Below are 13,091 nucleotides of genomic sequence, written 5' to 3'. Positions count from 1 at the left end.
CAGCAAGGGAGGAGTGCGTCATGAGTGGGAAGAGCCTTGAAGGCAGGAAAGCCCTGGTCACCGGCGGCGCCCGGGGTATCGGTGCGGCGATCGCGCAGGCGCTGGCGCGATCCGGCGCCTCGATCATGATCGGCGACATTCTCGAAGAGACCGGCAAGGCCACCGCCGCCGAGCTTGCCAAGGCCGGCGTGAAGACCGGCTTCGTCCAGCTCGACGTCACCAAGGATCCGCAATGGGAAGGCGCCGTAGCGGCCACGGTCGCTACGCTTGGCGGCTACGACATCCTCATCAACAACGCCGGCATCGAGATCACCTCGCTGATCAGCGACGTGAAGGCCGAGGACGCGCAGCGGATGTGCGAGGTCAATATCGTCGGCACCGTGCTCGGCATGAAGCACGCCTTCCGCGCGATGCGCCCTGGCGGCGCAGCAGGCAACGGCGGCACGATCGTCAACATCGCCTCGGTCGCGGCAACGATCGCCTTCCCGAGCATCGCCGTTTATTCGGGCACCAAATCCGCGGTCGATCGCATGACGCGGATCGGCGCGATGGAAGCCGGCAAGCTCGGCTATGGCGTGCGCGTCAACTGCATCTATCCCGGCCTGATCCCGACCGACATGGGCATGCAGCTCGCCAACGACATCGTCAAGGTCGGGCTCGCGCCTGACGTCAACGCAGCGGTCGGCTCGGTGGTCGAGCAGACGCCGCTCGGCCGTCTCGCCGAGGTTGGCGACATCGGCGACGCCGCGGTGTTCCTGTGTTCGAACGAAGCCCGCTTCATCACCGGCATCGGTCTGCCGGTCGACGGTGGCATGGGCATGTAGCCACACGCGCAACGACAATCATTTCGGAGGATCGCAATGAGCGAGAAGAAGCCTGTCATCGTCTATGGCGCTTCCGGCTACACCGGCCGGCTGGTCTGCGAATATCTGCGCGAGTACAACATCCCCTTCATCGCCGCCGGCCGCAGCGCCGAGAAGCTCAACGCCGCGATGAAGTCAAACGTATCAGGCATCGAGACCGCCGACTACGAGGTGGTGGCGGTGCCGCACACCGTGGCCGCGCTGACCGAATTGTTCAAGGGCGCCTCGGTGGTGCTCAACACCGTGGGCCCCTTCGCCAAGTTCGGCGGTGAGGTGGTACAGGCCTGCCTCGCTTCCAAGTGCCACTACACCGACACCACCGGCGAGCAGGACTGGCTGATCACGCTCGAGCAGGAGTGGGGCACGAAGTTCGCCAATGCCGGCCTGCTGCTGGCGCCGGGCATCGCGCAGATGTACACCACCGGCGAGATCGCCGCGCAGCTCTGCCTGGAGACGCCCGGCCTCGACACGCTTGATATCGCCGTGTTCTGGGGCGGCAGTCCGACCATCGCCTCGACGCAGACCATCCTGGTCAACGCCGCGATGGCCAAAGCCTACTACCTCGAACAGAACAGATACGTCGAGCACCAGCCCGATGCCGGCCTCTACAACCTCACCATCCCCGGTCAGCACGAGTTGGCGCTGGCGCTGCCCTGGGGCGGCACCTCGCATCCCGTGTGGTTCAGGCGCGATCCGCGCGTGGCCAACGTGAAGGTGCTGGGCGGCGTGTTCAACCGCGCGCTGATGCTGGGCGTGCCGCAGATAGTCGCTGCCGCGCTGGAGGCGACCAAGGAGATGAACCCCGACGACCGCTACGCTGCGTTGGCGCAGACCGCTGCCGGCGTGATGAACACCATGCCGCCGCGCGAGAACCCGCGCGTCAACAAGTCGCTGGATTCGGTGCATGCCTCCGGCCCGCTGGGGCGCGCGCACTGCGTCATCTACGGCAACTGCAACTACAAGCAGACCGCCATGTTGCAGGCCTATGCGGCGTTCTCGCTGCTGCACCAGCCGCCGAAGCGCGCCGGCTTCGCCTCGGGCTGCCAGGCGTTCGGCCATCGCGAACTGCTCGGGCAGCTGCGCAGTTTCGGGCTCGTGGGCAAGCCGATCCTTACGGTGCACGATTGAACTTGAGCCCCGATGATATCGGGGCCCAAGATTCTTCTTTGACGCGTTTTCTGCACGCGAACCGGTATCCATCCCGGATCAAGTCCGCGACAGGCTTCGCTCGAAAACGCTTTTGTCGCGGGTAGCGTGGTGACGCACGCCACCCGCATCTCGGTCAGTGAGGTCAGCCATGCGCTTCATCGATTACCTCGACAAGGGCGCCTCGCTCGGCGCCGACGCGCCCTGCCTCACGATGGATGGACGCGACCTCAGCTACGGCGACGTGCAGCGGCTGAGCTACCGGATCGCGCGCGGGCTCGACCGATCGGGCATCGCGCCCGGCGAGAAGGTCGCGATCCTCTCAGGCAACGATCCGCTCGCCTTTGCCTGCGTGTTCGGCATCTCGCGCGCCGCCGCGGTGTGGTGCCCGATCAATCCGCGCAACGAGGCGGCCGAGAACAAGTTCATCCTCGACCAGTTCGATTGCAGCCTGCTGCTGTTTCATTCGAGCTTTGCGCCGATGGTCGAAGCTGTCCGGCAGGACCTGCCGAAGCTGCGTACGCTGGTCTGTCTCGATGCGGAGCTGCCGTTCGCGCCATCCTTCGATCGATGGCTGTCCGGCCTCGCCGATGATGTCTATCAGCGCGACACGATCGACGACCTCGCGATGCTCCCGGGCACCGGCGGCACCACCGGTAAGCCGAAGGGCGTGATGCTGTCGGGGCGCAACATCGAGGCGATGACCGCGCTGACGCTGATGGGCTATCAGTTCAAGGGCCGGCCGATCTATCTCGCGTTGGCGCCGCTGACGCACGCCGCCGGCGTGCTCTGCTTTCCGATCATGACGCTCGGCGGCCGCGTCGTGATCATGCACCATCCTGACATTGGCGAGTTCCTGGCGTTGATCGAACGCTATCGCGTTACGCACACCTTCCTGCCGCCGACCGTGATCTACATGCTGCTCGATCATCCGAAGCTCGATGCGGCCGAGCTCGGCTCGCTGCAGTGCTTCTGGTATGGCGCAGCGCCGATTTCGGCCACGCGGCTTGCGGAAGCCGTGCAGCGGATCGGGCCGATGGCGCAGCTGTTCGGCCAGACCGAAGCGCCGATGATGATTTCGACGATGGCGCCCGACAAGCACTACAATCCGGACGGCACGATCGCGATGCAGCGCCTCGCGTCCGCCGGGCGGATCAGCCCGCTGGTGCAGGCAGGCATCATGGATGGCGACGGCAATCTGCTGCCGACAGGATCGCGCGGCGAAATCGTGGTGCGCGGCTCGCTGGTGATGGAGGGCTACTACAAGAATCCCGAAGCCACCGCCGAAGCCTCGGCGCATGGCTGGCACCACACCGGCGACATCGGCTACATCGACGATGACGGCTATCTCTATATCGTCGACCGCGCCAAGGACATGATCATCACCGGCGGCTTCAACGTCTACTCGATAGAGGTCGAGAACGCGTTGCGCGCCCACGATGCGGTGCAGGATTGCGCGGTGATCGGTCTGCCTGACGACAAATGGGGCGAGCGGATCGTCGCCGTGGTGCAGCCCCGCGCCGGTCACACCATCGATGTGACCGCGCTTGCGGCCTTCGTCAAGCAGCGGATCGGCAGCATCAAGACGCCGAAACAGATCGAGGTCTGGGACGATCTGCCGCGCTCCAAGGTCGGCAAGGTGCTGAAGCCGGACATCCGTGCGCGGTTGGCCTGAACGTGTGTTGACAACAACCGGCGGGCGGCGCCAGACAAGCGGGTCCAGTATCGCAAATGCGACCCGAGGGATTGCTGATGTCCCGTGATTTTCGCCTTGATCGTGTTCCCGTTGACGTTCTCGCCTACGAGCTCGCCGAAGAGAGAGCGACCGCGCTCGGGCGAATGGGGCGCGCGCTCGAAGAGGCGCTCGCCAAGTTGCGGGAGTTCGATGCGGCGCATCCGCGCTCTGAAGCAACGCAGCAGGCACGGCGTATTCTGGTGAGGGAGGCCGGCCATGCGCTCTGGATGTTCGTCGTGCAGCGGGAGTCGTGTGGTCTCCGTAATAACCGCCTGCTGATGCGCGATTACAATGTTCCCGGCGAGGTGCAGCTCAGCATGGGGCCGCTGCTCGCAACATCAACAGCTTTATCCTGAAAAAATGCGCGGGCCGCCTCGATCGGTATCGAGGCAATGCCCGCGCATCTGAACTCGCGGATATTTTCAGCCTTGCGTCAGTGGACGCTGACCGCCTGCAACTCGTTGCTCCAGGCGTTGGCGATCGCGGCTTCGCGGCTGTCGGTCAGCATGATCGGCGTGCCGTCAGCGGCGTGGAGTGCGAACAGCTTGAGGCCCGGCGCGATCTGGGGTGCCTCCGGAAACAATTCGGGCACATCCTCGGAACGGACCTGCTTCACATAGGCGATATGGCCTTCGCCGAGATGGGCCAGCGCTTCCGGCGTGACGCTGTTGGATTCGATGGTGGTGGTACTCATGTCACTCATGGTCTCGACTCCTCAATGATACAAGCGGTCGAGTCCGCTCCAGGTTTCTATTATTCGTGCTCATTGATAGCGATTGTCTTAATGACCCGTTCAGGTTCCGGCCTGGCCAGGTCGATCGACAACAGCCCGTTCTTCAGGTCCGCGCCCAGCACATGCATCCCCTCCGCCAGCACGAAAGTGCGCTGGAAGTGGCGCGCGGCGATGCCGCGATGGATGTATTGCCGAGCCTTGTCGTCCTGCTGGCGGCCGCGGATGACGAGCTGGTTTTCCTCAATAGTTACATCGAGTTGGTCGCGGGTGAAGCCCGCCACTGCCAGCGTGATGCGCAGGCGTTCGGGTTGCCCGTTGGTGCGGTCAAACCGTTCGATGTTGTACGGAGGATAGCCGTCGGCGCCCTTCACGACGCGGTCGAGCGCACGCTCGATTTCGTCGAATCCCAGAAGGAACGGACTGGACAACGATGGAACACGAGACATTACAAAGTCCTCTCGAAGCGACTTTGAGGGGCCCTTGCGGCACCCCATGCAATCGACGGGCCTCTTGCCCGTCGATCAAAAGCCAATATGGGTGTGATTTGGATAGCGTTCAAGCGCCTCTGAAACCAGCGTAAATGCCCCAGGGGAAGGTGTTTTCTCCGTCCCGGCCGGCTATGGGCCGATCCGCGAGCGGCCGTCGGCGGTAAATAGGTGCAGCTTGTCGCGTGGGGCGACCACCCGGATCCGTTCGCCGATGGCGGGGCCGGTGGCGCCGGGAACCCGAACGATCACCTCGCCGGGCGGCAGGTCGCCCGGGTTGGCCGCAACACCCTGTTCCTCGCGCTGGCGGCTGCCATAGACGAAGGTCTCGGCGCCGACATGCTCGATCGCCTCGACCGTCAGGCCGAGCGCCACGCCGCCGGATGCGGTCTCGCTGGTGATGACGAAATCCTCGGGACGGATACCGACGATGCCGGCGCCGTCGACGTCTGATATCTGGGACTTCAGTTCGTCCGACCGCAACGGCATCAAGTTCATCGGCGGCGCGCCGATGAAGGAGGCGACGAAGGTGGTGGCCGGCCGCTGGTAGATATCGAGCGGATTGCCGATCTGCTCGACCTGGCCGCCATTCATGACGACGAGAATGTCGGCGAGCGTCATCGCCTCGAGCTGGTCATGGGTGACGTAGATCGACGTGGTGTTGAGCCGGCGCTGCAGTTTCCTGATCTCGACGCGCATCGCGATGCGCAGCTTGGCGTCGAGATTCGACAGCGGCTCGTCGAACAGGAACACTTTCGGTTGGCGGACGATGGCGCGGCCCATCGCGACGCGCTGGCGCTGACCGCCGGAGAGCTGCCGCGGCTTGCGCTCCAGCATCGGCGCGAGCTCGAGGACGCGCGCGGCTTCCTCGACGCGGGTCTTGATCTCGGCCTCCGCCATGCCGCGGTTGCGCAGGCCGTAGGCCATGTTGTTGTAGACGCTCATATGCGGATAGAGCGCGTAGTTCTGGAACACCATCGCGATGTCGCGATCGGCGGGNGGGCTCGACCCGGTTGACGACGCGGCCGCCGATGTCGATCTCGCCGCCGGTGATGGTCTCGAGCCCCGCGACCATGCGCAAGAGCGTGGACTTGCCGCAGCCGGAGGGACCGACCAGCACGCAGAACTGGCCGTCGCCGACATCGACGTCGACGCCCTTGATGGCCTCGAAGCCGCCGGGATAGGTCTTGCGGACGTTGCGCAGCGTGACGTTAGCCATGGGTCTACTTTTCCGTCTCCACCAATCCGCGCACGAACAGCTTCTGCATCACGACGACGACGAACACCGGCGGCAGCATCGCGAGCACGGCGGTCGCCATCACCACCGGCCATTCGGTCAGCGCGTCGGTGGTGGTGATCATCTTGCGGATGCCGATCTGGATGGTCTGCATGTCGTCGCGGGTGGTGATCAAGAGCGGCCAGAGATACTGGTTCCAGCCGAGGATGAAGAGGATCACGAACAGCGCCGCCATGTTGGTGCGCGACAGCGGCAGCAGAGTATCCCAGAAGAAGCGGAACGGGCCTGCGCCGTCGATCCGCGAGGCCTCCAGCAATTCATCCGGCACGGTCATGAAGAATTGCCGGAACAGCAGCGTCGCGGTGGCGGAGGCGATCAGCGGCAGCGACAGGCCGGCATAACTGTCGAGCAGATGCAGGTCGGCGACGATCTTGTAGGTCGGATAGATGCGCACCTCGACCGGCAGCATCAGGGTGATGAAGATGATCCAGAAGATCGGCATCCGCAGCGGAAAGCGGAAATAGACGATCGCGTAGGCCGAGATGATCGAGATCGCGATTTTGCCGATCGCGATCATCAGCGCCATGATCAGCGAGTTCAGCATCATGCTGCCGACCGGCTCGCGGGTCGAGCCGCTCGAGCCGACGAAGATCGTCTGATAGTAGGTCTCGAAGAAATGGCCGCCGGGCAGCAGCGACATCTGGCCGTTGGCGATCACCGCGTTGTCCTGCGTCGAGGCGACGATCGCGAGATAGACGGGAAACGCGACGATCGCGATTCCGATCCACAGGATGAAGTGGGCGACGTAGCGGCGGATGCCCTCTTGCTCGACCATCAGTAGGTCACCTTGCGTTCGACGAAGCGGAACTGGATCGCCGTCAGCATGATGACGATGGCCATCAGGATCACTGACTGCGCCGCGGAGGAGCCGAGATTGCCGCCGAGCAGGCCGTCGGTATAGACCTTGTACACCAGCGTCTCCGTCGCCTTGCCGGGGCCGCCGCGGGTCATCGTGTCGATGATGCCGAAGGTGTCGAAGAAGGCGTAGACGATGTTGACGACGAGCAGGAAGAAGATGGTCGGCGACAGCAGCGGGAAGGTCACGGTCCAGAACCGCCGCATCGGGCGGGCGCCGTCGATCGCGGCGGCCTCATGCACGCTCCTCGGGATGCTTTGCAGGCCGGCGAGGAAGAACAGGAAGTTGTAGGAGATCTGCTTCCAGGCCGCTGCGAGGATGATCAGGAGCGCGGCCTGGTCGCCGTTCAGCAGCGGATTCCAGTCGACGCCGAGTGCGCGCAGATAGCGCGAGAGCACGCCGAGCGAGGGATGCAGCATGAAGATCCAGAGCACGCCGACGACCGGCGGGGCCACCGCATAGGGCCAGATCAGCAGCGTGCGGTAGAGCGTGGAGCCGCGCAACGGCTTGTCCGCCATCACGGCGAGCAGCAGCGCAAAGGACAGCGAGGATACCGCGATCGCAAACGAGAAGGCGAACGTCCGCACGATCGCGTCGAAATAGGCCGGGTCCTTCAACAGCTCGATGTAGTTCTCGAACCAGACGAACGTGGTGGAGAGGCCGAAGGCGTCCTGCAGCAGGAACGATTGGATCACCGCCTGTGCGGCCGGCCAGTAGAAAAAGATCAGGACGATCGCGAGTTGCGGAGCAACCAGCGCGTAGGGCAACAGCTTTGATTGGAAAATCGACTGCTTCTGCATGTGATCAGGAAAATGGCAGGCCGCGGAATGCGGCCTGCCGGATCGTTAAGTCTGGTGTATCATCTCAGTGGACGGCGGTCTTTTCAAACTGCCGCAGCATCTGGTTGCCGCGTTCGACGGCGGAGTCGAGTGCCTGCTTGGCGGTCTTCTTGCCAGCCAAGGCCTGCTCGATCTCTTCCGACCAGAGGTCGCGCAGCTGCACCATGTTGCCGAGGCGCAGGCCGCGGGAATTCTCGGTCGGCTCCTTGTTGGTTAGCTCGAGCAGCGGCGTTTCGAGATAGGGCTGGTCCTTATAGAAGCCTTCTTCCTTGGCCTTGGCATAGGCAGCCTTGGTGATCGGCAGATAGCCGGAAGCCTTGTGGATCCAGACCTGGCGGTCGGTGTCCGACAGGAAGGTCAGGAACTTGGCCACGCCCTTGTATTCCTCGGCCGACTTGCCGCCCATCACCCAGAGCGAGGCGCCGCCGATGATCGAGTTCTGCGGTGCGCCTTTGACGTCGGGATAATACGGCATCGGAGCCGCGGTGAAGTTGAACTTGGCCTGCGCCTTGACATTGCCGAAGAACGCTGACGAGGTCAGGTAGATCGGGCATTCGCCCGAGGTGAAGCGGCCTTCGCCAGTGTTGGTGCGGCCGGCGTAGTCGTAGGTCTTGTCCTTCTGCAGCTCGACCAGGTTCTCGAGATGCTTGACCTGCAGCGGACCGTTGAATTCGAGCACCGTGTCGAAGCCGTCGAGGCCGTTGGCCTTGCTGGCGAGCGGCACGTTGTGCCAGGCCGAGAGCTGCTCGAGATTGACCCAGGTGACCCAGGATCCGGAGAAGCCGCAGGTGGTGTAGCCGGCCGCCTTCAGCTTCTTGGCGTCCTCGAACACTTGCGGCCAGGTCTTCGGAATCTCCGCGATGTTGGCCTTCTTCAGCGCATCGAGGTTGACCCACATCACCGTCGAGGACGAATTGAACGGGAACGACAGCATCTCGCCCTTCGAGGTCGAGTAGTAGCCGGTGATCGCGGGCAGGTAGGCCTTCGGATCGAACTTCTCGCCGGCGTCCTGCATCAGCTTGTAGACGGGCTTCACGGCGCCGGTGGCGGCCATCATCGTCGCGGTGCCAACCTCGAACACCTGAAGGATGGCCGGCGCATTGCCGGCGCGGAACGCGGCGATGCCGGCGTTCATGGTGTCGGCGTAGCCGCCCTTGTAGGTCGGGATGACCTTGTAATCGCTCTGCGAGGCGTTGAAGTCGTTGGCCAGCTTGACGATGACGTCGTTGTTGGCGCCGGTCATCGCATGCCACCACTGAATCTCCGTCACCGCAAATGCAGGCGACGCGAATGCAAGCGCAGCAGAGGCCACCGCAGCAGCGCCAAGTCGTCGGAAAAACATCAAAACCCCTCCCGGTTGAACCGTCACGTTTCGTTACGCGCGTTATCAGCGCCGGATGACGGTCAAATGACCGTATAAACGAAAGCCATGGTACGGGGGAAGCCAGAGCGAAGGGAAGCGGTAAAAAAGGCTGATGCCGCAGACGCTCTCCTGCGCTGCAACGTCAGGCGTGACATTGCACCGCAGGCGCTGTTCGCCGGAGCGCTTGTTCTGAAGGATTTCTGTGAGTGAACGAAGCGAGGCCGGCCCGCACGCGGTGCAGGCCGGCCTCCGTTCGAAAAACCCGATCAGCGCTTGCGCTCGGGGCCGCAGACCACGCCCTTTTCAACCAGGGCGTTGATCTCATCCTTTGCGAAGCCGAACTCGCCCAGCACTTCCGCGGCGTGCTGGCTGAACTTCGGCGGCGTGCGCCGCAGGTTCGGCTTGGTGCGATCGAGCCGGATCGGCGAGGCGACGCCCCTGTACCAATCCTTCTCGATGATATCGCCGCGATGGATCGTGTGCGGGTTGGTCAGCGCCTGGTCGATCTTCTGCACCGGCCCGGCAGGCAGGCCCGCAGCGAGCAGACGATTGCAGAGCGGCTCGGCCTCGTGCTGGCGGAACACCGCGGCCAACTCGGCCCGCAGGGCGTCGCGATTGGCGATGCGGTCCTTGTTGCGAGCGAAGCGCGGATCGGTGCCGAGCTCAGGCTTGCCGATCTCCTTGGCGAGCTTGCGGAAGGTGCCGTCATTGCCGACGCCGATGAAGATGTTGTCGGTCCTGGTCGGGAAGATCGCGTAAGGCACGAGATTGGGATGCTCGTTGCCGGTGAGCGACGGCGGCTTGCCATGCATGAAGTAGTTCGCGGTGTGCGGATGCATGATCGCAAGGCCGGTCTCGTATAGCGTCGTCTCGAGGAACTGGCCGAGGCCCGAGCGCTGCCGCTCCGACAGCGCCATCAGGATGCCGATCGTCGCATAGAGGCCGGTGGTGATGTCGACCAGCGGCACGCCGATGCGCATCGGGCCGCTCTCCGGCGAGCCGGTCGCCGCGATCATGCCGGTCATCGCCTGGATGATCGCGTCATAGCCGGGATTGCCGCCGCGCGGGCCGTCGGCACCGAAGCCCGAGATGCGGCAATGCACGAGGCGCGGAAATTTCGCACGCAACACGTCGTTGCCGATGCCCCATTTGTCGAGCGTGCCCGGCTTGAAGTTCTCGATCAGCACGTCGGCGGTCTCGAGCATCTTCATCAGCACCGCGCGTCCGCCCTCGGAGGCGAGGTCGAGGCCGATCGAACGCTTGTTGCGATTGATGCCGACGAAATAGGCCGCGTCCTCATCGTGGAAGGGAGGGCCCCAGTCGCGGACTTCGTCGCCCGCGGGCGGCTCGACCTTGATCACGTCGGCGCCGTGGTCGGCAAGGATCTGCGTGCAATATGGGCCGCCGAGCACGCGCGTCAGATCGATCACGCGCAGTCCGGTCATCGCGCCCGTAGGCGCCGGGGTATTCATGGAAGCAACCTTCGCTCAGGTGGGATCAGTCATCGGGTCCCAGAGCTAACGGTCTTCAGGCGGGGCAGCAATGCCCTCGTGCGCGCAGGCCCATGCAGTCGGCCGCGCGCATGTTCGCCAAGCGAACCGGGTCCGTTCGCGTTGGGCTTCGCGTTGGCTGAAAACGAAATGGTCCGCCGTGGTTGGCGGCGGACCATTGCCGGATGCGAGTTAGACCACGCTCAGCTTGACGTCGACATTGCCGTGGGTCGCGTTGGAATAGGGGCACACCTGGTGCGCCTTCTCGACCAGCGCTTCGGCTTCCGTGCGGGGAACGCCGGGCAGCGCGACGGCGAGGTCGACGGTGAGGCCGAAGCCGCCGGCGGCGCGCGGGCCGATGCCGACCGTCGAGGTCACCGAGGCGTCGGCGGGAACCTTGGGGCCGCCCTGGGAGGCCACGAACTTCATCGCGCCGATGAAGCAGGCGGCATAGCCGGCCGCGAACAGCTGCTCCGGATTGTTGCCCGCGCCGCCGCCGCCACCGAGCTCCTTCGGGGTCGTGAGCTTGACGTCGAGCGCACCGTCGAGGGTCGCCGCATGGCCGTCGCGGCCGCCGGTTGCCTTGGCGCTGGTCTTGTAGAGCACGTTCACAGACATGGTGGTCTCCTTTGGGTTTGAATTCGGCGACCAATTGATTGCGCAAAATTAGATTGTATGCAATATAAATTATGCGGGCTCACATTTAATTGTTCGCAATTGAATCCCTGCGGCCGTGGGCCCACAATGATCCCTGAATGTGACGCGTTTGACGGGATTCCATGGTCAGGAAACAGACGGCGGCCGATCAGGCGCTGCGGCTCGACAACCAGATCTGCTTCGCGGTCTATTCGACCGCGCACGCCTTCAACCGCGTCTACAAGCCGCTGCTCGACAGGCTCGGCCTGACCTATCCGCAATATCTCGTCATGCTGGCGCTCTGGGAACGCGACGGCGTTCCGGTCAAGGATATCGGCGAGCGCCTGTTCCTGGATTCCGGCACGCTGACGCCGCTGCTCAAGCGGCTGGAGGCGGCGGAGCTGATCAAGCGCAGCCGCAGCACCGAAGACGAGCGCCAGGTGCTGATCGCGCTGACGCCGCACGGCCACGCGCTGCGCGAAAAGGCCAAGGCCGTGCCGCAATCGATCCTCGCAGCGTCGGCCTGCTCGGTCGGCGAATTGCTGGCGATGAAGGACGAGATCGTCGCGCTAAGGGATCGGTTGAATGCCGTGCTGGGGGAGTAGGGGAATCGAGGCGGCCTAGTACCCGGAATCAGAGTTGATTGATACGGCGGCCCTTGAAACGGCGTTGACGGATCTTTTTCTTGGTCCAGACGAAGGGCTCGGCTTTGTCGTTGTAGGCGTTGACGTAGGCATCGATGTGTTCCTGAAGCTGCTTGAGGCTTGTGAAGGAGGTGCCGCTGAGCGACTGCCCCTGCAGGATTGAGAACCATACCTCGATCTGGTTGAGCCAGGACGCACTCGTCGGTGTGAAATGGAATTGCACATTGGGATGGGCCTTGAGCCAGCTCTCATTCTTCTTGTGGGTGTTGAGGTTGTCGAGGATGACGTGAAGCTTTCGGCCCGGAAAGGCCGCGGTGAGGCTGTTCATGAAATCGAGAAACTCGACACGGCGACGGCGTTTTGAATGCGTAGCGATGATCTTTCCGGTGGCGACTTCGAGCGCTGCAAACAATGTCGTGGTGCCATGCCGCTTGTAATCGTGGCTCTGGCCGGTCAAGGCGCGGCCATTGGGCAACTTCAGATAGCCCTGCGCTCGCTCCAAAGCCTGGATCGAGGGCTTCTCGTCCACGCAGAGCACAATAGCCTTCGCCGGCGGGGCGACGTAAAGGCCAACGACATCGGCGGCTTTGGCCGTAAAGTTCGGGTCGTTGCTCTCACACCAGGACTTGCGAGCCGCGAGGTCAATCTTGTGGCTGCGCAGGAACCGCCAGACATATTGGACGTCAACATCGCCTAGCGCCTCGGCCAGCAGAGGGCCGGTCCAGCGCGCAAACCCTTGCGGGGGCGGCTTATCCAGCAGCTTCAGAATCCGCTTGTCGGTCGTCTTCGTATAGATCGGCTGCTTGCCGGGCCGCGGCTTGTCTTGCAGCCCTTCAAGGCCTTGGTCGGCATAGCGATGCCGCCAAACGCTGACAATCCGCGGCTGGACCCCAACTTCCTTGGCGATCGACCGGGTGCTGCGCCCGTCCGCCGCTAACAGGACTATCCGCGCCCGCTTCAAATCGCGCTGCAATGTCATCGGTGAGCGACAACACGCCTCAAGC

General features: G+C 63.7%; 13 protein-coding genes and 2 pseudogenes. 5 read left to right on the top strand and 10 right to left on the bottom strand.

Features of this window, described 5'->3' with window-relative positions; all coding sequences use genetic code 11:
* The first annotated feature begins 20 nt into the window (after positions 1–20).
* From AS156_RS36820 to AS156_RS36805, 4 genes are all read left to right on the top strand, one after another.
* Positions 21–824 (top strand): SDR family NAD(P)-dependent oxidoreductase, encoded by an 804-nt coding sequence (locus AS156_RS36820; RefSeq protein WP_066514755.1) that lies wholly within the window; start codon positions 21–23, stop codon positions 822–824.
* A 36-nt stretch (positions 825–860) separates the two neighbouring features.
* Positions 861–1,991 carry a DUF5938 domain-containing protein gene (locus AS156_RS36815; RefSeq protein ID WP_066514753.1) on the top strand — a complete coding sequence of 377 codons (1,131 nt, stop codon included), beginning with the start codon at positions 861–863 and terminating at the stop codon, positions 1,989–1,991.
* A gap of 169 nt (positions 1,992–2,160) precedes the next feature.
* Complete coding sequence (locus tag AS156_RS36810; protein WP_066514750.1) at positions 2,161–3,684, top strand: AMP-binding protein; 1,524 nt, start codon at positions 2,161–2,163, stop codon at positions 3,682–3,684.
* A 77-nt stretch (positions 3,685–3,761) separates the two neighbouring features.
* On the top strand, positions 3,762–4,100 hold the full coding sequence (locus AS156_RS36805; RefSeq protein ID WP_066514748.1) for a DUF6665 family protein: 339 nt from the start codon (positions 3,762–3,764) through the stop codon (positions 4,098–4,100).
* Between the two features lie 77 nt (positions 4,101–4,177).
* On the opposite strand, the gene AS156_RS36800 is transcribed toward AS156_RS36805, so the two are convergent.
* The 9 genes and pseudogenes from AS156_RS36800 to AS156_RS36765 form a co-directional block, all read right to left on the bottom strand.
* Positions 4,178–4,447, bottom strand: coding sequence for a BQ00720 family protein (locus tag AS156_RS36800; RefSeq protein WP_066514746.1), 270 nt, complete (start codon positions 4,445–4,447; stop codon positions 4,178–4,180).
* A 50-nt stretch (positions 4,448–4,497) separates the two neighbouring features.
* Positions 4,498–4,923, bottom strand: a complete 426-nt coding sequence (locus tag AS156_RS36795) for an Hsp20 family protein (protein WP_066514743.1) — start codon at positions 4,921–4,923, stop codon at positions 4,498–4,500.
* A 171-nt stretch (positions 4,924–5,094) separates the two neighbouring features.
* Positions 5,095–5,961, bottom strand: a pseudogene (locus AS156_RS36790) (ATP-binding cassette domain-containing protein); the annotation flags it as partial.
* 1 nt (position 5,962) lies between these two features.
* Positions 5,963–6,181, bottom strand: a pseudogene (locus tag AS156_RS45395) (ATP-binding cassette domain-containing protein); the annotation flags it as partial.
* Between the two features lie 4 nt (positions 6,182–6,185).
* Positions 6,186–7,034 (bottom strand): sn-glycerol-3-phosphate ABC transporter permease UgpE, encoded by an 849-nt coding sequence (ugpE, locus tag AS156_RS36785; RefSeq protein ID WP_066514741.1) that lies wholly within the window; start codon positions 7,032–7,034, stop codon positions 6,186–6,188.
* On the bottom strand, positions 7,034–7,915 hold the full coding sequence (gene ugpA, locus AS156_RS36780; protein WP_066514739.1) for a sn-glycerol-3-phosphate ABC transporter permease UgpA: 882 nt from the start codon (positions 7,913–7,915) through the stop codon (positions 7,034–7,036). The genes ugpE and ugpA overlap by 1 nt, the downstream gene beginning before the upstream one ends.
* Positions 7,916–7,979: 64 nt before the next feature.
* Positions 7,980–9,296: a sn-glycerol-3-phosphate ABC transporter substrate-binding protein UgpB gene (gene ugpB / locus AS156_RS36775; RefSeq protein ID WP_066514737.1), complete on the bottom strand. Its 1,317-nt coding sequence runs from the start codon at positions 9,294–9,296 to the stop codon at positions 7,980–7,982.
* Between the two features lie 287 nt (positions 9,297–9,583).
* Entirely contained in the window at positions 9,584–10,789 is a 1,206-nt protein-coding gene (locus AS156_RS36770; RefSeq protein WP_066514735.1) for a CaiB/BaiF CoA transferase family protein, read from the bottom strand.
* Between the two features lie 210 nt (positions 10,790–10,999).
* Positions 11,000–11,425, bottom strand: coding sequence for an organic hydroperoxide resistance protein (locus AS156_RS36765; protein ID WP_066514733.1), 426 nt, complete (start codon positions 11,423–11,425; stop codon positions 11,000–11,002).
* A gap of 161 nt (positions 11,426–11,586) precedes the next feature.
* Here AS156_RS36765 and AS156_RS36760 point away from each other — a divergent pair, with 161 nt between their 5' ends.
* On the top strand, positions 11,587–12,048 hold the full coding sequence (locus AS156_RS36760; protein WP_066514731.1) for a MarR family winged helix-turn-helix transcriptional regulator: 462 nt from the start codon (positions 11,587–11,589) through the stop codon (positions 12,046–12,048).
* A 28-nt stretch (positions 12,049–12,076) separates the two neighbouring features.
* Here AS156_RS36760 and AS156_RS36755 read toward each other — a convergent pair.
* Positions 12,077–13,091, bottom strand: a 1,015-nt coding sequence (locus AS156_RS36755; RefSeq protein ID WP_082747544.1) for an IS630 family transposase, incomplete at its 5' end; no start/stop codon positions are given.

This window comes from Bradyrhizobium macuxiense (assembly GCF_001542415.1).
GTDB lineage: Bacteria > Pseudomonadota > Alphaproteobacteria > Rhizobiales > Xanthobacteraceae > Bradyrhizobium > Bradyrhizobium macuxiense.
Note: the sequence above shows the minus strand (reverse complement) of the source record. Positions and strands in the feature narration are given on the sequence as shown.

Excerpts from the sequence above, each read along its gene's own strand:
- ugpE (WP_066514741.1), bottom strand. The coding sequence starts at position 7,034 with ATGGTCGAGCAAGAGGGCATCCGCCGCTACGTCGCCCACTTCATCCTG.
- AS156_RS36820 (WP_066514755.1), top strand. The coding sequence starts at position 21 with ATGAGTGGGAAGAGCCTTGAAGGCAGGAAAGCCCTGGTCACCGGCGGC.
- ugpA (WP_066514739.1), bottom strand. The coding sequence starts at position 7,915 with ATGCAGAAGCAGTCGATTTTCCAATCAAAGCTGTTGCCCTACGCGCTG.
- AS156_RS36805 (WP_066514748.1), top strand. The coding sequence starts at position 3,762 with ATGTCCCGTGATTTTCGCCTTGATCGTGTTCCCGTTGACGTTCTCGCC.
- AS156_RS36795 (WP_066514743.1), bottom strand. The coding sequence starts at position 4,923 with ATGTCTCGTGTTCCATCGTTGTCCAGTCCGTTCCTTCTGGGATTCGAC.
- AS156_RS36815 (WP_066514753.1), top strand. The coding sequence starts at position 861 with ATGAGCGAGAAGAAGCCTGTCATCGTCTATGGCGCTTCCGGCTACACC.
- AS156_RS36770 (WP_066514735.1), bottom strand. The coding sequence starts at position 10,789 with ATGAATACCCCGGCGCCTACGGGCGCGATGACCGGACTGCGCGTGATC.
- AS156_RS36810 (WP_066514750.1), top strand. The coding sequence starts at position 2,161 with ATGCGCTTCATCGATTACCTCGACAAGGGCGCCTCGCTCGGCGCCGAC.
- ugpB (WP_066514737.1), bottom strand. The coding sequence starts at position 9,296 with ATGTTTTTCCGACGACTTGGCGCTGCTGCGGTGGCCTCTGCTGCGCTT.
- AS156_RS36765 (WP_066514733.1), bottom strand. The coding sequence starts at position 11,425 with ATGTCTGTGAACGTGCTCTACAAGACCAGCGCCAAGGCAACCGGCGGC.
- AS156_RS36760 (WP_066514731.1), top strand. The coding sequence starts at position 11,587 with ATGGTCAGGAAACAGACGGCGGCCGATCAGGCGCTGCGGCTCGACAAC.
- AS156_RS36800 (WP_066514746.1), bottom strand. The coding sequence starts at position 4,447 with ATGAGTGACATGAGTACCACCACCATCGAATCCAACAGCGTCACGCCG.